Below are 23,829 nucleotides of genomic sequence, written 5' to 3' on the forward strand. Positions count from 1 at the left end.
CAGTACAAAACACTTTTATTGAATAATATTGTGAATGACTGCATCGCACTGTTGAACTAAGTCATGTTTCCCCATGTCCTTAAACAACTGCATAAGCGATTGAAAGGCTGTAATCGCCTCTTGTAGTTGGTTTTGTTCCTTAAATATTTTCCCAAGAAGAAACAAAAGTTTGGTTTGTCCCTCTTGATCATTAATTTGCTGTCTAATTTTCAGTGCTTGACGGAAGTAGTCAATTGCGGTCAAATGTTGTTCCAGAGTGAGGTAGATACTTCCCAAATTATTCAAAGCCTTGCCCTGAAGTGGCAAGTCCTGAATAGCTTTTGCGCTCTCAAGAGCTTTCATGTAGTGGGCAATGGCTTTGAACTCATGGCGTTGTTGTAAGTAAAGATAGCCCAACTTATCGTAAAGGTCAGCCCTGGTTTTGTCATCCCCTTGTTCATCCGCAATGGTAAGGGCATCATGATAGCATTCGATTGCAAACAGATACATGTTACTGAGTGCATGAATATTGCCCAGATGAGTTAGTGCTTTTTGTTCGTGAGTTCGGTCTCCTAGCTCTCGCGTCAGCTTGAGATGTTGTTGCCCATATTCCGTTGCTTTTGGAAAGTTTTTGAGTGAAGCATAAGCAGTAGCGATATTCCCTAAAGCATGAGCTTCACCTCTGCGGTCGCCAATATCACGAGCAATAGCGAGGTCTTTTAAGTAGTATTCCACTGCCTGAGAGAAATTGCCCTGAGTTTGATACACATTACCCAAATTTCCACAAGCTCGACCCTCGGCTGCACGATCGCCAATCTTACAAGCAGTTTCTAGCCATACTTGATATGCCTCAAGTGCCTCATGTAGCTTGCCTTGAGCTAAGTAGATATTTCCTAGATTGTTCTGCAACCTTGCTTCTGAAACAGGGTCTCCTCGTTCTTGATTTAGTTCTCGCTGAAGCTGAAAGTAGTTCAGCGCTTCTGTGTAGTCTCCAAGTTGATATTGGCACAGCCCCAATCCCCCAACAGCATTTATCAGCATGTCAAGATTACCAAGAGATCGTGCCAGATGAAGCTGCTCTGTGTAGAAACTGATTGCCGTTGGATACTGTCCAAGGCAGTGATATGTCACACCCAAACCTCCAAGTGCTCTGGCTTTAATTGCCTGTGACTCAAGCTGGAGGGCAATCTCTAACTGTTGTTGGTGATAAGCAAGGGCTTGCTGATGTTTTCCAAGGCTATCGGATGCAATCCCTAATCCATTGAAAATAATCGCATCCCATTCTTTGTTGAGTTGACCGAGAAGCTTTTGATAGAGTTGAATTTGCTTGGTGTAGTATCCCCAAGTGTGTAGTTGGTTGTCAAGTTCCTCTTGAGTTGGAGTATTTAGCCTTATGCGAAGCAGCTGGCTAGCTTTATCCCAAGCTCCTACCTCGCAAAGATGATGAAAGACTTCTAGCAATCCATTAATTTTCTTCAGGTTGGGGCTATCGAGTGATGGATGATATCGGATGAGCCAATTGATGATAGCTTGATATGCACTTCGCTTTGAAGGAGGGCTAATCGATCGAATAGACTTGGGATCGATCTGAATCGCTGCCAGGATCTCTTGTGCCAGTGGCAAAATTTCTCTCATGCGATCGAGTTCTCATTTTCTGACTGTAATTGCTCTATAAGTTGATGGCAGGCATCCCAAAGTTCTCCACCCGACTGTTTTGAGATTGCTAGCGCTCTCTGGCAACAAGTTAGTGCTGCCTCGTAATCACCAAGCTGATAATGTAAATATGCCAAGTCTTTAAGGACTTCTGCTTGTTCGTCAGCATTGCCAATGTAACTCAATAGTGATGTAGCGCCTTGTAACTGCTCCTTAGCATCTGTGAACTGCTCCAGTTTGATTAATGCAAGTCCTAATTCATGAAGTGCTTTTGCTTCTCCTGAGCGATCGCCTATCTCTGTTGCAATCTGACAATGCTTCTGTGCAAAATCCCTTGCCTGAATGTAGTTTCCTAATCTTTCATATGTAATTGATAGATTTCCGGCAGCACGAGCTATACCAGCACGATCGCTAATTTCCTCTGCAAGCACTTGATGTTGTTGGAAGTAATTGATCGCCTCCTGGTAGTCTCCTAATTCCAAAAATGCAGCTCCTAAATTGCCGAGAACAGTACCCTCGTCGAAACGATCGCCAATTTTTTGGGAAATCGCCAATGATTGCTGATAAGCTGCTACTGCCTGTGTATAATTCTCCAATCTTTGATAGGCAATACCCAAACCGTTGAGCGCCCTGTGTTCTCTCGTTGGATCATCTATTCGCTGGGCAATTGCTAAATATTGCTGATGGCACTCAATGGCTTTTGCATATTCTCCAAGTGTCTGGAACACCAACCCTAAATTGCCAATGGTATCTCCTAGTAATGGGATATCTTTAGATTGATAGGCGATTTGCAGGGCATCCTGAAAACAGGCGATTGCTAATTCACACTGTCCTTGCAAAATATGAATATGACCCAAGTTACAAAGTGCTATGCCTTCTCCTTCTAAATCATGAAGAGCCTTTGCAATCGTAACACTTTGAGAATAGTAGTTTGCCGCTTTGGTGTAATCTCCAAGAGAACGATAGGCTAACCCCAAGTTATTGAGGAAGATTGAGTCACATGTAGCATCGAGTTTTCCTAGTAATGCTTCGTAGAGCTTAATTTGCTCCTGACAATACCCCCAAGTATAGAGCTGGTTACCAAATTCATCATGAGTTACTGTATTAAGCCGGATAGTGAGAATTCTGCTAGCAGGCTGCAATGCATCTACAGAGCAGAAATGATGGAAAGCTTCTAGAAAACCACGAATTTGTTCCAGCTTATTCTCGGTTGATTTAGGTATGTACCGACTGAGCCAGTTAATTGCCGCTTGGTAGTGAGTGCGTTTTAGTGAATGTTTGATGAATCTAACACTTGATGCTTCTATTCCTAGCTCTGAGAGAATAAATTTACTATCTGGTAGAATTGAATTTGAGATCATAATAGGCTTTGAAGGTTACTCCCATATAGAGGAATGGGATTACTCATCGTTATCAAGTAGTTTCAAATGTTCAAGTGAAATACTGCGAATGAGATTATGTTGACGGACAAGACATTGAGCATCATCAACTACTTCCTCAATTAAAAAACGATCGCGTAGTGTATCAAGTGAAGCCAATTGCTTATCTTTGGTCTGATCCCAATAATCGAGATGGCTCAGCCACCAATCCTCTGGCACGGCACATCGATAAACTGATGCCTCACACAGCAAAACATAAGCATATTTAGCATCCCGCTTCAGTCGTTGAAAAGTCTGTTCCAAACGCTTTCTGACATTGCGTTTTAGGGTACGAGTAAAGCGGTCTAACTTCCATTGGTCATTTATTCCTAGTGTCTGTCCAGCTTGAGCTTCAGCGATCGCCTTCTCCACCTCCTCCACTTCATTGCCATATCTGTTCCAGTACGCCGACACATTTCCATTAAAGGGTTTGTTTTTGATTTCTCCTGCTATGACCTTTAGTGCCAAAGGATGTCCCTCGTATGCACTACCAACCCGTTCCAAATACGTTCTACTGGTGGAGTTAGGGCTTACGTCTAGCTCAGTTTTTTCAAATAAAGCAATTTGTTCAGATTTCTCCAGACCACTTAAGGTTTGACAGTACCAAAAATTTTGTGATCGCGTACCCACTTCTTCAATTTGTCCAGGTAAATCTTGAGAAGTCAAGATAAAACGGCTTTCACAGGATTCTGCTTTCAGGTAGCTATCAAAGAATTTCAGCCACCATTCATCTTTAAAGTTGCTCCATCCTTCATCTTCATTGCCCTGTAAGATGTTTTCTAGGGAGTCCATTTGCACGAGGTAGCGATTCTCACGCAGATATGTAATGAGCCGATTCAGAAGCCGTTGTGGATCTTTGCGATCATCGGGGGTAATCAATTCTCCCCATTTTTCCAGCCAACGAGCAGCAACACTGGCAAAATCGGAAGTTTGCTGTTCGTCATCAAAGTTTTCTTGGTGATAATGTGACCAGTCATTTTCAAACCAGTCAGCAACTTCTACCGCCAGTCGTTCACCGAGAGCCGTTTTACCAATTCCTGTAATACCAACCAAAATTAGCAGTCGGCAGTGACGACGAATGCGCTCGCTCAATTCTCGAATCAGGCTATCACGACCAACCCAAGCATCATCATAAGCGAAGAAGTTGGGAGAATTTGACTGAATCCGCCGATTTGCTGGAGGAGGGTCGATATCCTCTGTCTTTGGGAGGGATTCATTTACGGGATGCAGGGCTTGCTCAAGAGAATTTAGCTCATCTTCCAACTGCTTGAGTTGTTTCTCTTCTTCTTGAATCTGTTTTTCCAACTGAAACTTGATAGCTGTCCCTGACTCAATCACCAATGCTTGTCGAAGTTGCTGCAATTTCTCACTTCTAAGATTCCACTCAGCCTGAAGTGACTCTTGTCTCTGCTCCAACCGCTGTTTTTGTTGAAGATTCATGGTTAAAATTGTAGGTTCTTGATGGGGTTGACGAGGATTTTGGGATGCTATTTTTGTCGCAGTGCTACTGATAATGGCTCTTTCAAGCTCCAAAGCTAAATCTGCCAACTGCTGATGACGTTCATCCACCTCATCTAGGAGCTCGCTTAATAGTCTTACAAACAGCACAAGGGCATTTTCTTTGGTATCGCTGCGATGCTTGTTAACCAGGAAGGCAATTAAATTATCTACCCTGCTAGTTCGGCTCTGGGCTTGGGGTAAGCTAGAATGCCAAGGACGGAGCGGCTCATAGGTGAAAATTGCCCTGAGATCGCGATCGCTCTCAAATTGCTCGCATTCTAAAAGTGCTTGACGCAATCGGTTGAGCAGTTGTGGGGGGATACCTGCCATATCTCCGTCTAAATGCCTGATAAATACATTAAATTATATATGGAAAACTTAGCTGCAATATTTTGCGCCACATCAACATGGCAATTCGATGGATGATAATTCCTGAGATAATTGTTTACTTAAGCCCCGGTAACTTCCAATCACGCACAACCTTGGTAATAGCATCGCGAGTAGCCTCTGCTCCAAAGCCCCAAGCTAGCAAGGTAAAATAATCACTCCAGCCATTAGCACCAAACATCGGTTGACTAGCATAAAGTTGTCCAAAACCAGCTCCTGCCAGAAGTCCTACAGCGATCGCATAACTCAACCAGTTAAACCAATATATATTCTGTGCAGCTTGTTTTGGGCTTGGTTGTGCAGAAATTACTTCCGGAACTGGGTTGGGAAGCATAGGTGGTGTAATGTAGTTGGCATCCCTAGCTGTAATTTGAGTACTTCCAGTTTCAGTAGGTGGTTGTTGTTTAATTTCTTTGTCTAATTCGTCAATTGCATTGTTAACTTTTTGCTGCCAACCCTTGACAGCTTCTTTATCGCTTGGGGAAAGTTCATCTAGGTCGTTTTGCAAGCCTTGCGATCTGCGTCTGAGGGACTCATCCTGGTGTGGTACTAACTGAGTCAATTCATTTCTTAGGATGTTGAACTGTTCGAGTTTAGCTTGACCTTGTTTGTACCAGGTGATTTGTTGTCTTAAATAATCTAAATCTTCGCGGAACTTTTGGGTAGTTTCTTTGTCTGCTGTTTGTCGTTTTGCATTTTCCAACTGGCTATGCACTGCTTGCACGTAAGACGCATCACTATTGAGAGCTTTAAGGCTATCAAATAACTCAGACAAATAGTTTACTAGCGCTACCCAATCTTCTCTTTCTTTTCGCCATTTATCCCAAACCGCTTGTGCTTGGGTTACTGCTTGCCGTGCATCATCCCAACGTTTGGCAGCTAAAGTCGTTTCTACCTCTATTAAGTGTCCGGCGATTTTTCTTTGAAATGCTTGTGCCAGTTCCGAGTCAGCTTGCATTTGCGTGCGGATGCGACCAACTTGTACTACGATTTCGTCACGAGGCATAGCATCATTGCGATAGGCTGAAACTCCAATTCCCAGGCCAACACCCAGCAAAAGCACAAGTAAAGGAAAAAGCCAGTGGTCTTTCAGTCGCACTATAACTGGAGCAGATAACTCACCATTGTCATAAACTACAAGCAGTTGACCGCTATACTCTCCACTGCGAATTTTGTTAAAGTCAAACTCTACAGGGATAGTTAGAGGTTGCTTGGGTTCTACTGATTTGGTAGGTAAGGTAAGACGGATAGTGCTAGCAGAGATAACAGCAGATGAATCTGCACGATTTAAATCAAGGGTGATTAGTTGTAAATTAGCGATCGCCTCATTTGTCTGAATCAGCAGATGGCGTTTAACAGGTGGGCATTTAAAAAAAACTGGACATTGCGTTCCCACCACCGTCAAACTGGAGGGGTTCAGGGTAACTTTTGGTTCAGCTTGGACTGATGGTACTACCAATACTAAACCCAGAGTTAGCATGAATAACCCTATCATGGTTTTTTGACTGCGCTTCATGCCAACCCTCCTGATTATTTAGCTTTTACATACCTGGTCGCTGGGACAATATTATAGCCAAATTGGTATTTTTTCGAGAAAATTATGATTTTTTAGAGTTTTATATGCTACCTGTGCCTAACCTGGATTATTGCGATAATCCGCTAATATAATGTCCCCTAACCCCTCAGTGTAAGCAGTCGGTTCTTGAATAATGCCACCATTTTGCACACTCCAACGCCTGAGACTATCTAATACATAAGTCTTAATATCGTCCACAGTCACAAAACGCTTGCTACCCCTATCTGCTTTACCGTTGAGTGCTTCTAGCAGATAGTAAGTAAACACCCCAAACTTTTTATCTTGTGACTCTTGCGCTTTTTGTTGGGCTGTGCTGGCAGCAATTAAAGCAAAACCCTCAGCTAACTCATAAGCATTATGAATAAACTGCGGGTCGTCAATGTCCCTGCCCGTTTCTACTCCCATGTGGCAAGCATCCAGCGTCAGCACCAAACGCTTTGCTTTACTGGAACGCATATGTCGCTTTACTTCTTCTAGGGATAGTCCAGTTTTTTCCAATGTTGGTGAACGAGTATTATTTACTATCAGTACAGGCATTCCATTGAAAAGCTTTCCGTGACAAGCAAAATGCACTAACAATAGATCATCTGGTTCGACCATTTGACAAAGTTGAATTAACTCTGCTTCTACATTGTCGCGGGTAGGGAAGCGGGAGTTACCGTGTCCAAGCTTGTCGTTTAAGCAAACAACTGTGTAGTTGAGTGCTTTGAGTCTCTCTTCTAATGCCAGCACATCATCTACGCAGAAATTTAAGCGGCTAAAGTTAGGGTCGTTATAGCTGTTGACACCTACCAAAAGTGCCCAGCGATTTTTTATCGGGCGAAGTTCTGGTGCTTGGTTATTTGTTTGTACTGCATTACCTCTTGGATTAATTCCTGGTTGATTTATTGGTTGAGGTTCATTTCTAGTTGATGTACTTCCAAGGGCATTTTCCAGTTCGACTGCTAAATCTGCCAGTTGTTGATGGCGTTCATCTTCTTGATCTATTAAACTGCTTAACGAACGCAAGAGTAGGACAAGGGCATTCTCTTGGGTATTACTGCGACGTTTGTCAACTAAAAAGCCAATTACATTATCTACTCTGCTAGTAAGGCTATCTGCCTGGGGTACGCTCGAACGCCAAGGTCTGAGAGGTTCGTAGCTGTTAAAAACAGACCGGAGTTGGCGATCGCTCTCAAATTGTTCGCATTCTAAAAGCGTTTGACGTAATCGGTTAAGCAGTTGTGAGGGGATACCTACCATATCTCCGTTTAAATGCCTGATAAATATATAAAATTGTACATGGAGAATCTAGCTGCAACATTCTGCGCTACATCAACACTTTGCAAAAGTGCAAAGTGTTGATTACAAAGGATATAAAGGTTGCTTGGGAACTTCAGTTAAGGTAAAACTTTACAATGATACGCTACATTAGTCTCAATAGTTTCAGTACTTGAAAAGAATTATCTATTTGCAAAGAAATGAGTGCAGGATTGCCAAGAGAGCTAAATAATAGATGTCGCCAAGTTCTCTTGCAATGCGATGAGTTTAAGGATTACGAGACTCTGATTGCAGTTTTCGTAACTGATGAACTACTTCCATTTAAATATGAAATCAGAAAGGCCAATAATCCAAAGCAACTAGTTAACTTTTGTATAGCAGATTTAATAGAAAAATTAACAGACAGAGGTGAGTCTGTTTTAGCAATTTTGTTAGCTACTTTAGGAGATAAGTACCATCCAGGGGATAGGCAATATAGTGAATTGAGTGAACTGTATGAGACTGTCAAGAATGCTATTGAAAAGCTTTCTCAGTCAACAAGCACCTTTAATCAAGAAAAATGCGTTGAAAAACGAGTGGTAGGGTTAGAAGAAATCCCAGAAATAGCTGTGTGGCAAGGGCGAACTCAGTTAATAGATAAATTAAAAACTAAATTGCTGCAACCAGGAGAGCAGCCGAATTATACAAATATTCTGCCTAAAGTTATAGCATTGTTGGGACAAGGAGGAATAGGGAAAACAAGTTTAGCTGTTAAACTTTTAGAATCGGTGGGTTTGATATTTAAACCACCTTCTCTAGCTTCTGAAAGTCCTTATGATGGTGTAATTTTCTTTCGAGTAAAAGAAGGAAGTAGATTTGATGAAATTGCTCAATTCTTCTTTAACGCCTTAGAAATCGAAGCAGCAGAATTAGCTAATAATGCTCAAGACAAAATTAACATTATATTGGCAAAATTATTAGAGCAGCGGTTTTTAATCTTGATTGATGAACCAGAGATAATGTTACATCCAGCTAGCCATGCTTTAGCTGGATATGCTACTTGTGAAGAATTTGGTGTCTTGCTAAATGATTTAACGTATAAAAATCACCAATCTCAAATTATTATAACCTGTAGAGAAAAACCATCTAATTTGGCAGATTCGCGGTATGAAGGTTCCCAGCCAGATTCAGAGTTAGTGCATTTAGAAACTTTGGGAGGTGTGTCAATTGAATCAGGCATTAAAATTTTGCAGCAACGTCACCTTACAGACAGCGACGAAGATTTAGAATGGATAGCACAAAGTGTGAATGGACATGTATTTTTACTTACTCAGTTAGCTGCTATTGCTAAAGGTAAACCTGGATATCTCCGCAAACATCCAGAATTAGTAATAAAAAATGCTGCCAAACTTTTGAAAGTTCAATTTGAGCGTCAAAGTGAGGAGGCAAGGGAACTTTTACAACGTATATGTATATTACGTGAACCTATTAATATTAAAGGTTTAACATTTTTACGCTTATATACAGATGATTGGATTAAGGAGGACTGCTTAATAAAGCCTTGTGAACTAGAAAAAAAATATAAGACGAGTGATGTAGAGATTGATAAAACAGAGTTAATTATAACAAGATTAGTTGATAATTGTTTAGTTGAATCTTATTACGATGAACAAGAGTGTGAACATTATTATGGGTTACATCGTGTTATTAAAGAATTTTTACAAAAAGAACTTATAAATAATTTACCTGCTCTTTTGCAAAGAGTTTACCTATATTATAAAGCAGCTAAAAATATATATGATAATCCCAAAAGTATCGAAGGGAGCATCCCAGTTTTTTGCAAAGAAGACGAAAATCAGTCAGGATAGGTAAGACGAGTGTATTTACTTACCGATGACCCCAGAACAAAAGCAAGCTCTTCAAAAACATATTCAGGCGATTGCTAAAATATTGTATGAAGATACGTCAAAAGAAAAGCTCACAAATCTTGCAGCAATTGAAGAAGCAGTGCGGAGTCAAATGCAGAAGCATGTTATGCCAGAAGTAGGGGTTTTTTTATCGAAACGATTACAGGGACAACCGCAGGATACCAACGACGGCTCAAAAGCATTCTTGGAGAGTTAGCAATAACGAGCAAACAAGCCATTGAATTAGAAGTCGCACCAAGTACTCAACTGAGTCCATATCTAGAAACTTGTTGTTTGAGGGTAAGTGCGAATGTCAGCTATGAAGATGCGGCATCAGACATCAAGTATTTTACGGGCATAGAGGTTTCTCACAGCAGTCAACAGAGATTAGTGCATCGCCAGAATTTTGAGTTGCCAACACCAGAACAGACAATTGAAGAATTAAGCGTCGATGGTGGAAACATCCGTGTCCGAACTCCTAAAGGTCAAATATGTGCATGGCTTGGCTATAAAGCAATTAGCTTACATCATCTCGGAATCTTGGGAACTTCATTTCAGAATAATCAGATTGTGATTGATTGGGTTAATGACCAACCACTGGCTAGCCCACTCACTTGTATTGGTGATGGACATGACGGCATTTGGAATATAATTGACCAATTAGCACCTGATGCACAACGTCGAGAAATACTTGATTGGTTCCATTTAATAGAAAACCTCCACAAAGTTGGGGGTTCACAAAAACGCTTGAAACAAGCACAAAATCTACTATGGAAAGGCCAAGTTGAGGCTACTATTGCCTTATTTACAGATTGTAAAGGCAAACAAGTACAAAACTTTTGCCGTTATCTTGATAAGCATCGCAATCGCATTATCAACTACGAATATTATCAAGCTGAAGAAATTTGTTCAATTGGTTCAGGTTCAGTTGAATCTGCCGTTAAACAGGTTGACCGTCGAACAAAAATTTCCGGGGCACAATGGAAACGAGAAAATGTGCCTCAAGTCCTAGCCCATCGCTGTGCTTACCTCAATGGATTATTGTCAGTTTGAGCCACTTTAAAAAGTGAGATGCTCCCTATCAAACTGGCTCCTAAAGCATATCAAAATGAGGATGCCCAAAAAATTGATGTTGCTAATCAGCTTTTGGTCGCAATGGAATATAAATCTTTTGAGTTAGTTAAAAAAAATCAAAAACAGATAGCACAACTACTACTTTCTAGCCGAGAATATGAAACTCAGAAACACATTTATGCTGATGGTGTTGCCAAAAGAAATCGTAATATCTTATTTCAGTTACAGCAGAAGGTTGATGAATATTATAAAAGAATATTTTGGGCAGTTTTCGAATCTGTTATAAGTTTAGCACTACTGATTCCAGCATGGTTTTTGGTATTGAATTTATTGCAGCAATACTTAAAAGATAAAAAAATTGCTCAAGCCGCCTTAGAAGAAACAAATTGTAGATTGGAAATGCAAGTGGCGGAGAGAACGACAAAATTAGAACACAAAAACCTTCAACTAGAACAGACATTACAAGAATTACAATACACTCAAGTACAACTTGTTCAAACTGAAAAAATGTCCTCATTAGGTCAGTTAGTTGCTGGTGTTGCTCATGAAATCAATAATCCAGTTAATTTCATTTATGGAAATCTAATTCATGTTAGAAAATATAGTCAGCAATTACTAGCTTTAATTAAGCTATATCAGCAAGAAAATTGTAATTACAATCCAGAAATAACTAGTCTGATTCATAAGATAGATTTAGAGTTTATTATTGATGATCTACCAAAAATGTTATCCTCAATGGAAGTTGGTACTAAGCGTATTTGTGAGATTGTGCTAACTTTGCGGAACTTCTCGCGTCTTGATGAAGCAGAAATGAAACCTGTTGATATTCATGAAGGAATTAATAGCACCCTATTAATTTTAGAGCATCGCCTTAAAGAAAATCATAAACAGCAAGAAATTGCAATCATCAAAAATTATGGTAATTTGCCTCTTGTTGAATGTTATGCAGGAGGATTAAATCAGGTGTTTATGAATATCATAAGTAATGCTATTGACGCTTTATATGAACTGCAAGAGGAGTATTTAAAAAAAGATATTGCAAAACATCTGAATTCTATTATTATCCATACTAAAGTTAAAAATGAAGATTTTGTAATTATTAGTATTAAAGATAATGGGATAGGAATATCAGAGAAAGTTAAGACTAGATTGTTTGACCCTTTTTTTACTACTAAACCTGTAGGTAAAGGTACTGGCTTAGGATTATCTATTAGTTACCAAATTATAGTAGAGAAGCATAAGGGAAAAATCAATTGCATTTCTGCACCTGGGAAGGGTACAGAATTTGTAATTGAGATTCCCATCAAGCAGATGCAGTAAGTAAATATATATATACTCATTTGAGATTTTCTAGATTTTTAGAGCTAACTCAAGCGTATTAATTTATAGTCATATCTTTGACATAATCTTGCAATGGTTTTGTCAATATGCTCTGCAATAATTCACTCATTAAACTGTTTAACGGAACTAGGCAGGTAATTCCTGCCTTTTTTAATCAATAGCCTTCTAGTACTGCATTCCCTTGCTATTATAATTATGGGCGATTTCCCTTTACCTGATAATTACTGATAGAAAATCCTCGACGAGTAGGTTTAATATTAGCTAATTCCACCTTAAAACTTACCTTATCAGTCATTTCACCGCTTCTCGCTTCCAAATTCCACTTCCCAGGGCGCAAATTCCAAAATAAAGAATTAGCTGAGTTTGTATCTAATTTTTCTCCATTTAGCCACCATTCCACAGGTAGAGATTTATTTCCCGCTAGCTTAAATTCGAGTTTTTGCTTTGTTTCTTCACCTGGATACACTAAAAATAAATCGCCATGATGCGGGGATAAAATTCTCAAATTGGTAGAAACAAGACTCGATTGCTGTTGTTTTGCCAACCACTCGTTATACTCTGGTGGTAAGTTAAATTGGTTGTCACCTTCGTAGGCAGTTTTATCTTCTGGATAGAAATATTCTTGCACCACTGAAGTACAATCTGGTGTTGGTCGTAATCCCGAAATTGCACAAATAGGTAATTGCACTAAACCTTCTGGAGGTGGAAAAGCTGCTGGTTCTTGATGTTCGTGCAGATGTAGCATAATTCGATTCCACAAGGGTGCAGCGCCTGTCACACCAGAAACTTGACGCATTGGTTCCCCGTTGAAATTGCCTACCCAAGTAGCGATGGTGTAATCGGTAGTGAAGCCAACTGTCCAAGTATCACGAAAATTGGAAGAAGTGCCAGTTTTAACGGCAACAGGAAAGGGTAAATTTAACACAGAGTTTACACCAAATGCTGTGGCACGAGCATGATTATCACTGAGGATGTTAGTGATTAATTGCCATATCGTCGTTGAATTTTGGATGTTACACCGCATATTTGGTGCGCTTTCAGCGCAACTTGGATTTTGGATTGGAGAATCGGAAAATTTGCTGACTATTGGGATAGACTCTCCAAGTCGTGCCATAGTAACGTAAGCTCTAGCTAATTCCCATAAACTGACTTCGCCACTACCGAGAGTTAACCCTAAACCGTAATGTTCTGGGGTTTGATTGAGATTTTCAAACCCAAGTTGATGCAATCGTTCTAAGAAAGTTTCCACACCTACTTTTTCTAAAACCCTCACTGCGGGTACATTCAACGAATTTGCTAAAGCGATTCGCACCCGCACAGGGCCGAGAAATCTCTCGGTATAATCGGTTGGGCTATAAAGTCTCGCACCAGGAATTGCATAACGGGCGGGGACATCTGCCAAAATGGTATTTGGGCGAATTAAACCTTTTTCTAAAGCTAATTCATAGACAAAAGGCTTGAGGGTAGAACCAGGTTGACGTAGCGCTTGCACTCCATCATTGCGTCCTAGTTTGGCTTCATTAAAGTAATCAGGTGAACCGACATAAGCCAAAACTTCACCAGTGTGGTTGTCAATTACCAACGCAGCTGCATCATGAACATTGTTAGTGGCGAGTGAGGAAATTACCTGTTGCACCTGTGCTTCGACAAACTGCTGTAAAGGACGATTTATAGTCGTGCGAATAACGGATTTATCGCCCCAAGGCTGCTTTTCAAGGGGGTTTGGGGGGATTTGATTGGCTAACCAAAATAAAAAGTGTGGTGCGGCGATAATTCCCCGTGGGCGAGATTGAAACACAACTTTTTCGGCAGATGTTCGGGCTGCCGTCGCACCACTAATATATTTTTCCTCTACCATACGATTAAGGACGTATTTTTGTCGCTGCTTCAACCGTTCCCAATGTTCATAAGGGTTAAAGTATGTGGGATTATTGGGGATAGCGGCCAACAAACTGGCTTGGGCAAGATTTAACTCACTCGCTGGGATAGAAAAATAAGTCTGCGCGGCTGCTTCCACACCATATATATTCCCGCCCATCGGTAGCCGATTAATATATGCAGAGAGAATTTCATCTTTGTTCATCCCTGCTGCTAACCGCCAAGATAGCCAAATCTCACTCAGTTTACCAGAGAAGCTGCGGGGGACAGGATCTAACATCCGCGACAACTGCATAGTAATAGTGGAAGCGCCGGAAACAATTCGTTTCGCGTGGATGGCTTCTTTGCTAGCGCGGATAACAGCTTTCATATCCAACGCGCCGTGATGGTAAAAGCTGCCATCTTCGGCGGCTAAAATAGCATGGATAAACTGGGGCGAAACTTGATTTAGCGGTACGACTGATGTATGTTCTTGGTCACGGGTGAGCAATGTTCCTAATGGTAAACCATTGCGATCGCTAAATTGCATTGCCAACTGATTTTGGGCAATATCTGCGGCACGAATGGGCGCAAAATACGGTAATAAGCGTATAGTCAGGCAGATTACCAGCACAGCTAGGATAAATTTGCTACTGTGCTTAATTTTGAGTAGCGATCGTAAAATTAGTTTCATCAGGGAATCCCTGCCCAAGAAAACCTACTCTAATTTTGACGTAGCAATTACATCTATATCAGTAAATATGTCAAATCCTTAATAATTTATTTGGAATCACGTAACAGATTTAAATTAAAATTTGCAGAATTTAAATACTTATTCATAGTTAAGAATTGTAGTGATTTTTAGGAACAATCATACAGAATTGGTTATCTATGTAGATAAACATAGTTAGATTCAAAATTTGGGTAAAAAATAGTCGTTTTGCATCCTTTATTAGTCTTGTCAATAGCAACTCAATAAGGGAATGAAAACTTTTGCTTGCTATAATTTGTGAATTTTTTATTTTGAATTACTAAAAATATGATTATCAAATTTTTACTCAGTTTCCACCATAAAATTCTCTATCTCTTCCTTAGCGTCCTTCCCTTCGGGACGCTTCGCGAACGCGGTAGCCTGCGGCAAGCCCTTCGCGTAGCGTCTCGTAGAGAAGCATCTACGTTAAAAAAAATTAAGTATTCTTCAAGGCAAAAGAGAAAAATACAATTTCTTCTTCTGTTTACATTCATGCTAGCGATGACAGGATGTAATTTTTTTGGTATTAACTCAAATAAAGAACAACTTCCAGCAGTATCCCCCCTCACACCACCAAAATTACCAGACTGGATTGAACAAATAAGTCCCATTGGCGATGCAAAACCTCTCAGCCAAATCCGCATCCGTTTTAAAGAAGCTTTAATTCCAGTTGAAAGTCTCGACAATCCAGAACAACAGAAAATATTAGAGAAATTTGCCCTTTGGCCGCCTTTACCCGGTCAATTTCGCTTTTTGACACCGCGCATGGTGGGGTTTCAAGCTGAGAAAGCATTGCCAATAGCCACAAGATTTCAAGTCACTCTCAAAACAGGTTTAGCCGATTTAAAAAATCATCGGCTAGATAAAGATTTACCTTGGACTTTCAATACCGAATCTATCAGCCTAACTAATTTACCCGGTGTCAATCCCATCGAAAAGGCTGATATCGAACCAATTGATTTACAACAAAAGCTACAGTTTACTTCCAACGTAGAATTAAATTTAGCTTCTGTACAAGAACATTTACAGTTAATTCCTGAAGGACAAAGCAAGGGTGTAGGCTTCAAAGTCGAATTAAATAAAGAAGAAAAACCAGTAAAAAATGAAGAAGATCCTTTAGAAAAATTTGACCCTTCAGCCCGCAATTGGATTTATAATCTCATTCCACAGCAAAATCTCGAAAAGGCAACTTCTTATCGCCTAGTCTTTTCTCCCGGAATACGTCCTGCTTATGGCAATCTCCCTACAGAGAAAGAATTTGCCAGTAAGTTAGCAACTTATTCACCTTTAGCATTCCAAAAAATTGACTTTTACGGACAGCCAGATTCAGGTGGAACTTTTGGACGATTTATTAAAGGCAGTCCTCAACTAGAATTTAATAACGTTTTACTGCCAGATTCAGCTAAAGAAAGTATTACTATTAATCCAGCACCAAAAGACATTTCTAGAATCATTCAAATAAATGATGAAGATAAAGTTGTTGGCATCAATCCTTATGCGCTAGAACCGGCTCAAACTTATACAATTACTATCGACGAAAATCTCAAAGATAAGTTTGGGCAAACTTTGGGTAAACCTATAACGCTTAAATATTATACTGGAGATTTAGCCGGGGATATCTGGGTACCATCAGATTTAAATATTTTCCCCACAGATAAAAATTTACAGCTAAATATTACTACGGGAAATCTGCCAGAATCTAAATATAAAGCAGCTTATCGAGCAGTTAAACCGACAGATTTAGTTTATTTTAATAATAGTAATGATTTATTACCACAACCATCTGATTGGCAAAGCTTTAAGGTATCGGGTAAGAAAAATCAATCAGTTGATATTGCTGTTCCTCTGCGGGAAAAAATAAGTGCAGCTACAGGAATGTTAGCTTATGGAGTCCAAGCCCGCACTAATAAATATCAGGAGAATGGTAAGGAACTGTGGCGAGAACCTACTACTTATGGAATGGTTGAATTGACGAATTTGGGCGTATTTACTCAGTGGTTTCCTGAGTCAGGCTTAATTCGCGTCAATCATCTGACAGATGGTTCGCCAGTTCAAGCGGCGGCTGTGGAAATTTATCAATCAAAATTACAAGCAAAATCTCGCCCCGAACCGGTACCTTGTGCAACTGGTAAAACTGATGAAAATGGAATTTTTAGAATTATTGGTGAAGGATTACAGCAATGTTATTCTGGCAATGAAAGTTCTAGTAAATCACCACAATTATTAGTAATTGCCCATGAAAAGCAAGATTGGGCATTCGCTAGAACTGAAGAATATAGCGGCGTTTATGGCTACGGGATTGATGCAGGTTGGCAAGATAGTAAGCCAGAATCACGCGGCGTAATTTTTTCAGATAGGCAATTATATCAACTAGGCGAAAAAGCTTGGTTAACTGGGTTTGCTGGCTTCTTGCAAAATGGCACAATCCAACAAGATAAAAATGCCGTTTACCAATTAACTTTGGTAAATCCTGATGGACAAAAGACCAGCTTAGGTACACAAACTACAAATGAATTTGGTACGTTTTCTCTGGAATTGCCAATCAAGACTACTCAGCGCTTAGGCTACCATACAATCAAGGCTAAGGGTAAAAATGGACAAGAACTTTCTGGTGAATTTCGGGTGGCTGAGTTTAAGCCACCGAACTTTAAAGTCGAACTGAACTTAGATAAAGAATTTGCTTATATTGACGATAAAGTTGATATTAATGCTACCAGTAATTATTTATTTGGTGCGCCTGTAGAAGGTGGAGAAGCAAAATACTTTATTACTCGCCAACAGGCTAATTTTATTCCCAAAGGTTGGGCCGAATTTACTTTTGGTCGGCAGTGGTTATGGCCAGAGGAAACTCCTACTATATCTAGTGATGTGCTGCAAACTAATACCCAACTAGATGCTAATGGTAAAAGTAGTCAAACTGTGAGTGTGGCTAATGATTTACCATATCCGATGACTTACCAAGTAGATGTACAAGTTGCAGATGTTTCTAATCTATCTGTCGCGGATTCCAAAACTTTTACAGCCTTACCAAGTAATCGTCTTATCGGTTTGAAAAGTAATTTTATCACTGATGCTGGTAAGGCTTTTCCTGTTGATGTGATTGTTACTGACCCTACAGGAAAACTGATAACAGGTCAACGAGTGCGCTTGGAATTACAAGAGATTAAATACAGTAGCGTTACTCAATTAGTTGAAGGTAGCCGAACGCCAAAAAATCAAGTTGAATATAAAACAGTCGGACAAGCAGAAATTACATCTGCTAGCAATCCCCAATCGGTAAGTTTGACAGCACCGGAATCTGGTTCATACCGGATTAGAGTGAATTTTAGTGATGCAAAAAAGGAATTAAGTGCGACAGATTTACAAATTTGGGCAACTGGACAAGACCCAGTATTTTGGGGTTCGAAAGAAAAAGATGTCTTAGAACTTAAGTTAGATAAACAAGAGTTTAAACCTGGTGAAACTGCTACTGTACTAATTCAATCTCCCTATCCAGATGCAGAATTGTACTTTGCAGTGATTAAAGAAAAACCCCTTTATCAGCAAATTACCAAGGTTCAGGGAAGCGCACCACAAATTCAATTTCAAGTTACGCCAGAAATGCTACCCAATGCAGCCATTGAAGCTGTATTAGTAAGACAAGGTAAACTCATCAACCAAGTGGAAGCAGGAACTTTAGATAACTTGGTGAAGATTGGTTTTACACCTTTTAAAGTTAACTTAGAAGATAAGTATTTAAAACTGCAAGTTAAGCCAGTGCAAGCATCATTAGAACCTGGTGCAGAAGAAACAGTACAACTGGAACTGAAGGATAATCAAGGAAATCCCACCAAAGGACAGTTTACAGTCATGGTGGTAAATGAAGCGGTGTTACAACTTTCTGGTTATCGTCCGCCAGATTTGGTGGATACAGTTTATGCAGAACAGACAATATCTACCCGCTTCAACGATAATCGCGCGGATGTTATATTACAACCGCAAGATGTAGCTAAACCGAAAGGTTGGGGTTATGGTGGTGGTTTCTCAACTGGTGCAGCTAATACTCGCACTCGCACCGATTTTAAAGCCTTAGCTTACTACAACGCTTCTGTCCTTACCGATGCAAATGGTAATGCACAGATAACTTTTAAACTCCCGGATGACTTAACTACATGGCGGGTGATGGCTGTGGCCACCGATGGAAATCTGCGTTTTGGGAATGGGGACGCGACGTTTATCACCACAAAACCACTGCTAACTAATGCCATCTTGCCACAGTTTGCCCGTCCAGGCGATCGCATCCTCGCTGGTTTATCTGTCACCAACAACACCGGAAATCCAGGAAATCTCTCAATTAATGGCGAACTTAGCGGTAATGTGAAGTTTGCTGAGAAAAACCCCACAACTACTGCTTTGCAAACCAAAGCCGAATCTGCAACTCACGCTTATCGCTTTCCAATGGTGGCGGATAGTGTGGGAACTGGGAAAGTTCGCTTTACGACTCAGCTAAATGGTACAGCCGCAGATGCTTTTGAAGTACCTTTGGAAATTAAGCAAGTTGAAATTACAGAACAAGTCGTTGAATCTGGTATAACTGAAAAACAGGTGAAAATTCCTCTGAATGTTGATAAAAATACCTTCCCTGATGCGGGAGGTTTAGATATTCAGTTGGCGAGTACTTTGATACCGGAAATTAAAGCACCAGCAAAGCAGGTTTTAGAAGATAATGATTTGCCGTTCACAGAACCGGCGGCGAGTCAATTAATGATTGCCGCTAATTTGCAAACTATCGCCCAAAAATATGGTCAAACATTTGCAGAATTTAATCCTAGCCAACAAGTAAATTTAGCAATTGAACAATTACAAAAACTCCAAATAGCCGATGGTGGTTTTGCTGCTTTTCCCGGACAAGAAAAATCCGACCCTTGGGTTTCTGCTTATGCGGGTGAATCTTTGGCTAAAGCCAGTCAGGTGTTCCCTAATTTAGTTGATTCTGGAATGCTGTCTCGCCTGAAAGCCTATTTACAAAAAGTTCTGGCGAATCCTGGAGAATATGACTTTTGCAAACAACTACTCTGTAAAAGGCAACTACAAGTTAATGCTTTAATCGCTTTAGCAGATTTAGGAGACAAACGCAATACTTTCCTTGCAGATATTTATGAACAGCGCAATAATTTTGATTTAGTAACTCAAATTAAACTAGCACTATACTTATCTCAATTCCCAGAATGGCAAGACGAATCTCAACAATTAGTGAACAAACTGCAACAGAATATCTATGAAACTGGACGTACAGCAGTTGTAAGTTTACCCAGCAGTTGGGGATGGATGAGTTCATCTACAACGACGCAAGCGCAAGCTTTACGCTTATTTATTGCCAAGCAAAGTAAACCCGAAGTTATAGATAAATTATTCCAAAGTCTTCTGGCACTGCGACGGGATGGTACATGGCAAACTAGCTATAATAATGCCCAAGCATTAACAGCTTTGGTCGATTATAGTCAACTGCAACCCACACCACCTAACTTTATTGCCACTGTGCAATTAGCTAGTAATAAGTTGGGAGAAAATCGCTTTGATGGCTACAAAAACCCTAGCTTAAAGCTAAATGTGCCAATGAATCAATTACCTCGTGGTCGTAATGATTTAACACTGCAAAAATCAGGTAATGGCACTTTGCACTATCTGGTTGCTTATAATTATCGCTTGCAAGGAAATCAACCAGGTAAATTTAACGGGTTACGCATAACACGAGAAATTAGTCAAGTAAATGAAGAGAAAATTTTACAAAAAATAGGGATTTACGCTTTCGATAAACCCTTGACTTTAGCCTCTGGACAGGTGTTTGATATTGGTTTAGAAATCATCGCCGATCGCAGTGTGGATCATATAGTAATTAAAGATCCTCTACCAGCAGGTTTTGAGGCAGTGGATGCAAGTTTTCAAACTACCACGGCTGCATTACAAGCAAAAGCCGATAACTGGGAACTTGGCTTTAGAAATATCTACCGCGATCGCATTATCGCCTACGCTGACCACCTGGAACCAGGAGTTTATAGCTTGCATTACTTAGTCCGTTCTGTCACCCCTGGTACATTTTCCTGGCCTGGTGCAGAAGTTCACCTGCAATATGCACCAGAAGAATTTGGGCGTACTGCTGAGTCTACATTGATATTGGAGGATGGAAAGTAATGAATGATTTTGGTTATCGCATCGTAATTGAAGTATGAAAATTTGAATATCGCTTATACCAACTACCTAGAAACAGGTGTATATAAGCAACCTGTTACACAGCAGATGCTGCGCTGTTGGAAAGATGAAAAGTTCACCACAGAACAAGCAGCATCTGGTATTACCTTTGTGAGTCATTTCAGGATTTATTTGGTGGTTCCTCACCAATGAACAATTCTTTTTTACTGTGTTTCAACTGTTTCCAAAGTGCTTTAATTTGTTTGTAAGCATCTTCTGGCTCAAGCTTTCCAGATGTTTCTAGACTGGTAATATAGCTAACTTTTTGAGCAAATTCTTGAAGGTTAGCATTAAATACTAAATTCTCTGGCTTAACTTGACCATAATAGTTACTACGAAGGTAAAGAAATTTGTTTTTGTCGTTAATATTAGACTCGTCCATTACTTCACCCCCAATAAGTGACTTTTAGCAACGATAATCACAACAAAGATTGCTTCAATGAAGAAATTACCGCAATTATTGTGAACGATGAGTGAGTCTAAAAGAGAACACAACATAAATTGTACAGCAACTAGCTATTTGTTAGCTGTGATGATAGTAAGACTTTTGAATCATGTACATTAGGCTTAGACTATACCAGTTTCTAATCATAATCTTGCAAGATTGAGTGGCTCCAAGCTTTCTATGTACTCTGGATTAGCCCACAGCAAGCTGCTTCTAGGGTTGAAGTTGCTCACGAAATATATAGGCGTAAACTAAATTCCCCAGTGTTAACCAGGGGAATTCTGTTAGAGCGATGTCCATCTCGTAACATCATTTGCCCAATCATCGCTGCAATAACTCCAGTACAGCGAAAGAACATCAGTAGTTATACAAGAGATACAGCCCAACTTTAAGGCCAAGAGTCAGTTGATGTTATTCCTGACTGCTGAAAATTCTGAATAGGAATTTCAATTTGAAATTCAGTTCCCTTACCTAATGCAGAGATACAATTTAGTTTCCCCTGGTGCTTTTCGACAATAATCTGATGACTGATTGATAACCCTAAACCAGTTCCTTGACCAACAGGTTTAGTAGTGAAAAAGGGATTAAAAATCTGTTCCTGAATCTCTGATTTCATACCAGATCCATTATCTTTGATACTAATGAAAAGCCTCTCGTTGTCTACAACTAAAGTTTTTATTTGAATAGTTGGTATCTTATTTGCAGACTCCCAATATTGCATATTATCCTTTAAGGCGTAAATTGCATTATTGATAATATTCATAAAAACCTGATTCAACTGGTTGGCATAACAACTAATCTTAGGCAGCTGACCATAATCTTTAACTACCTGAATATCAGGTAATTTATTTGGTAGCGTCAACTGATGATTTAGAATCATCAATGTATTATCTATGCCTTCATGAATATCTACAGATTTTATTTTTGCTTCATCTAGTCGTGAGAAGTTGCGTAAGCCCAGAACAATATCTGTAATTCGCTCACTACCTGTACTCATAGATGCCATTAACTTAGGTAAATCGTCACACAAGTACTCTAGTTCGATAGATTTTATTTTGGCTTCTATGGTGGGATTTATTTGGGGATACTGCTCTTGAAAAACTGCAATTAAATTTAGTAAATCATTGATATACTGATTTGCATATCTGAGATTACCAGCAATAAAACTCACTGGATTGTTAATCTCATGGGCAATCCCTGCTACCATTTGTCCTAGACTTGACATTTTTTCACTATGAACCAGTTGAGCTTGTGTTTTTTGTAAGTCCAGCAAAGCCTTTCTTAATTCCGATGTTCGTTCTAAAACCTTTCTTTCTAATTCATTGTTAGCTTTTTGTAAAGCTGCTGCGGCTCTGTAGGTTTCTGTAGCAATACTAGCAATATGGGTGGCAGTTTTCAGAATTTCTAGATGATGCTGAGTCGGATGACAAGGAAATTTATGAGATATAGCAAATGTCCCTAAAACTTCACCAGTTTGCGAAGTAAAAGGTGATGACCAACAAGCTCTGATGTTATAACTCAAAGCGAAATCTCGGAAATCAGCCCATAAAGGGTCATTAGCAATATCAGTAACAAATACTGAATCTCCTCTATAAGCAGCAGTACCACAAGAACCACAACATTCACCAATCATCAAACCATCAACACCCTTAGCAAATTCTTCTGGGAGAGTAGGTGCTGCTCCTCCCCGTAACTGCCGCTTCTCTTCATCTACAACTAAAATGGAGCAATATGCCCCAGGTAATTGTTGCTCTAGCAAGACACAAAGGTTGTTAAAAATTTCATATAGGTTGACTCCAAAGGCAACTTGTTCTAAAACTTGGCTTTGGGTGTAAACTAACGCTTCTGAACGCTTGCGTTCAATTGCTGTTGCTAAAATATGGGTTATAGATTGTAAAAAATGAACATCATCTGAAGAAAAAGTTCTTGCCTCAGTAGCATATACTTCTAGCAAACCTAAAGGCTTACTCTCACCTGGAATTAGGACACTCAAGCCAGTAACGCTATCTGGCGGAGAAGGAATAGTTAAATCATCGATCTGACAATTGGGTGTGTTGCAATTAACAATTAGCTGAGTATTATCCAATAATTTTTGTACTTGCTGATTAGTTGTGACATTAATATCAGCAGAGTCTGTTTCTAAAGGTTTCTCCCCAACGCTAGCTACTTGACGCAAAGCATTACTATCTGAAAGTACTTGCCAGATTCTACTGTATTTAACATTGAGTATTTGAGCTATTAAACTAACTGTATCTTGGAACAAATATGATAATTCCAGTCCTGACAGGGCTTTTTGTCCAAGTGCATTCACTGCGGATTGATAGCTGAAATTCATCGATGAATGATCAAAATCATGCCAGTTATTGTTTGACTTACCTGTTTTGCTTGATGCCTGTAAATTTAAGTTCATAAACGAATATATTATTTGTTCCGTGTATCTAATAGTTCCCTAAAAAACTTAGAATCTCTATCTA

Annotated in this window: 13 protein-coding genes; 5 read left to right on the forward strand and 8 right to left on the reverse strand. The window is 39.7% G+C overall.

From position 1 onward, the window contains the following. Positions 1-15: 15 nt before the first annotated feature. The 5 genes from FBB35_RS19680 to FBB35_RS19700 all read right to left on the reverse strand — a co-directional run bounded on the left by FBB35_RS19680 (position 16) and on the right by FBB35_RS19700 (position 7,755). Positions 16-1,614 (reverse strand): tetratricopeptide repeat protein, encoded by a 1,599-nt coding sequence (locus FBB35_RS19680; RefSeq protein WP_174711029.1) that lies wholly within the window; start codon positions 1,612-1,614, stop codon positions 16-18. Further along, positions 1,611-2,993: a tetratricopeptide repeat protein gene (locus tag FBB35_RS19685; RefSeq protein WP_174711030.1), complete on the reverse strand. Its 1,383-nt coding sequence runs from the start codon at positions 2,991-2,993 to the stop codon at positions 1,611-1,613. The genes FBB35_RS19680 and FBB35_RS19685 overlap by 4 nt, the downstream gene beginning before the upstream one ends. Before the next feature lie 39 nt (positions 2,994-3,032). After that, on the reverse strand, positions 3,033-4,880 hold the full coding sequence (locus FBB35_RS33935; protein ID WP_217481660.1) for a hypothetical protein: 1,848 nt from the start codon (positions 4,878-4,880) through the stop codon (positions 3,033-3,035). Between the two features lie 115 nt (positions 4,881-4,995). Beyond that, positions 4,996-6,453 carry a hypothetical protein gene (locus tag FBB35_RS19695; protein ID WP_174711031.1) on the reverse strand — a complete coding sequence of 486 codons (1,458 nt, stop codon included), beginning with the start codon at positions 6,451-6,453 and terminating at the stop codon, positions 4,996-4,998. A 117-nt stretch (positions 6,454-6,570) separates the two neighbouring features. Beyond that, a complete protein-coding gene (locus tag FBB35_RS19700; protein WP_174711032.1) occupies positions 6,571-7,755 on the reverse strand; it encodes a caspase family protein in 1,185 nt (394 codons plus the stop codon). 218 nt (positions 7,756-7,973) lie between these two features. On the opposite strand from FBB35_RS19700, the gene FBB35_RS19705 reads away from it, so the two are divergent. The 3 genes from FBB35_RS19705 to FBB35_RS19715 all read left to right on the forward strand — a co-directional run bounded on the left by FBB35_RS19705 (position 7,974) and on the right by FBB35_RS19715 (position 12,053). Then, complete coding sequence (locus tag FBB35_RS19705) at positions 7,974-9,620, forward strand: NB-ARC domain-containing protein (protein WP_174711033.1); 1,647 nt, start codon at positions 7,974-7,976, stop codon at positions 9,618-9,620. A 25-nt stretch (positions 9,621-9,645) separates the two neighbouring features. Beyond that, positions 9,646-10,712, forward strand: a protein-coding gene (locus tag FBB35_RS19710) for an ISKra4 family transposase (protein ID WP_174708235.1) whose coding sequence is annotated in 2 segments (ribosomal slippage) — positions 9,646-9,802 and positions 9,802-10,712 — 1,068 coding nt in all. Because the reading frame shifts where the segments join, the coding sequence is not laid out codon by codon here. A gap of 18 nt (positions 10,713-10,730) precedes the next feature. Continuing rightward, positions 10,731-12,053 (forward strand): sensor histidine kinase, encoded by a 1,323-nt coding sequence (locus FBB35_RS19715; RefSeq protein WP_368041781.1) that lies wholly within the window; start codon positions 10,731-10,733, stop codon positions 12,051-12,053. 214 nt (positions 12,054-12,267) lie between these two features. On the opposite strand, the gene pbpC is transcribed toward FBB35_RS19715, so the two are convergent. After that, positions 12,268-14,625, reverse strand: a complete 2,358-nt coding sequence (gene pbpC / locus FBB35_RS19720; RefSeq protein ID WP_174711034.1) for a penicillin-binding protein 1C — start codon at positions 14,623-14,625, stop codon at positions 12,268-12,270. Positions 14,626-15,174: 549 nt separating this feature from the next. Here pbpC and FBB35_RS19725 point away from each other — a divergent pair. After that, a complete protein-coding gene (locus FBB35_RS19725) occupies positions 15,175-20,853 on the forward strand; it encodes an alpha-2-macroglobulin (protein ID WP_174713713.1) in 5,679 nt (1,892 codons plus the stop codon). A 42-nt stretch (positions 20,854-20,895) separates the two neighbouring features. After that, positions 20,896-21,063, forward strand: coding sequence for a hypothetical protein (locus tag FBB35_RS19730; protein WP_174711035.1), 168 nt, complete (start codon positions 20,896-20,898; stop codon positions 21,061-21,063). Here FBB35_RS19730 and FBB35_RS19735 read toward each other — a convergent pair. Continuing rightward, positions 21,032-21,292 (reverse strand): hypothetical protein, encoded by a 261-nt coding sequence (locus FBB35_RS19735; RefSeq protein WP_174711036.1) that lies wholly within the window; start codon positions 21,290-21,292, stop codon positions 21,032-21,034. The genes FBB35_RS19730 and FBB35_RS19735 overlap by 32 nt on opposite strands. Before the next feature lie 451 nt (positions 21,293-21,743). Continuing rightward, positions 21,744-23,765: an ATP-binding protein gene (locus tag FBB35_RS19740; RefSeq protein WP_174711037.1), complete on the reverse strand. Its 2,022-nt coding sequence runs from the start codon at positions 23,763-23,765 to the stop codon at positions 21,744-21,746. Positions 23,766-23,829 lie beyond the last annotated feature (64 nt).

This window comes from Nostoc sp. TCL240-02 (assembly GCF_013343235.1).
In the GTDB taxonomy this organism is placed as follows: Bacteria; Cyanobacteriota; Cyanobacteriia; order Cyanobacteriales; family Nostocaceae; genus Nostoc.

Excerpts from the sequence above, each read along its gene's own strand:
- FBB35_RS19680 (WP_174711029.1), bottom strand. The coding sequence starts at position 1,614 with ATGAGAGAAATTTTGCCACTGGCACAAGAGATCCTGGCAGCGATTCAG.
- FBB35_RS19685 (WP_174711030.1), bottom strand. The coding sequence starts at position 2,993 with ATGATCTCAAATTCAATTCTACCAGATAGTAAATTTATTCTCTCAGAG.
- FBB35_RS33935 (WP_217481660.1), bottom strand. The coding sequence starts at position 4,880 with ATGGCAGGTATCCCCCCACAACTGCTCAACCGATTGCGTCAAGCACTT.
- FBB35_RS19695 (WP_174711031.1), bottom strand. The coding sequence starts at position 6,453 with ATGAAGCGCAGTCAAAAAACCATGATAGGGTTATTCATGCTAACTCTG.
- FBB35_RS19700 (WP_174711032.1), bottom strand. The coding sequence starts at position 7,755 with ATGGTAGGTATCCCCTCACAACTGCTTAACCGATTACGTCAAACGCTT.
- FBB35_RS19705 (WP_174711033.1), top strand. The coding sequence starts at position 7,974 with ATGAGTGCAGGATTGCCAAGAGAGCTAAATAATAGATGTCGCCAAGTT.
- FBB35_RS19715 (WP_368041781.1), top strand. The coding sequence starts at position 10,731 with ATGCTCCCTATCAAACTGGCTCCTAAAGCATATCAAAATGAGGATGCC.
- pbpC (WP_174711034.1), bottom strand. The coding sequence starts at position 14,625 with ATGAAACTAATTTTACGATCGCTACTCAAAATTAAGCACAGTAGCAAA.
- FBB35_RS19725 (WP_174713713.1), top strand. The coding sequence starts at position 15,175 with ATGCTAGCGATGACAGGATGTAATTTTTTTGGTATTAACTCAAATAAA.
- FBB35_RS19735 (WP_174711036.1), bottom strand. The coding sequence starts at position 21,292 with ATGGACGAGTCTAATATTAACGACAAAAACAAATTTCTTTACCTTCGT.
- FBB35_RS19740 (WP_174711037.1), bottom strand. The coding sequence starts at position 23,765 with ATGAACTTAAATTTACAGGCATCAAGCAAAACAGGTAAGTCAAACAAT.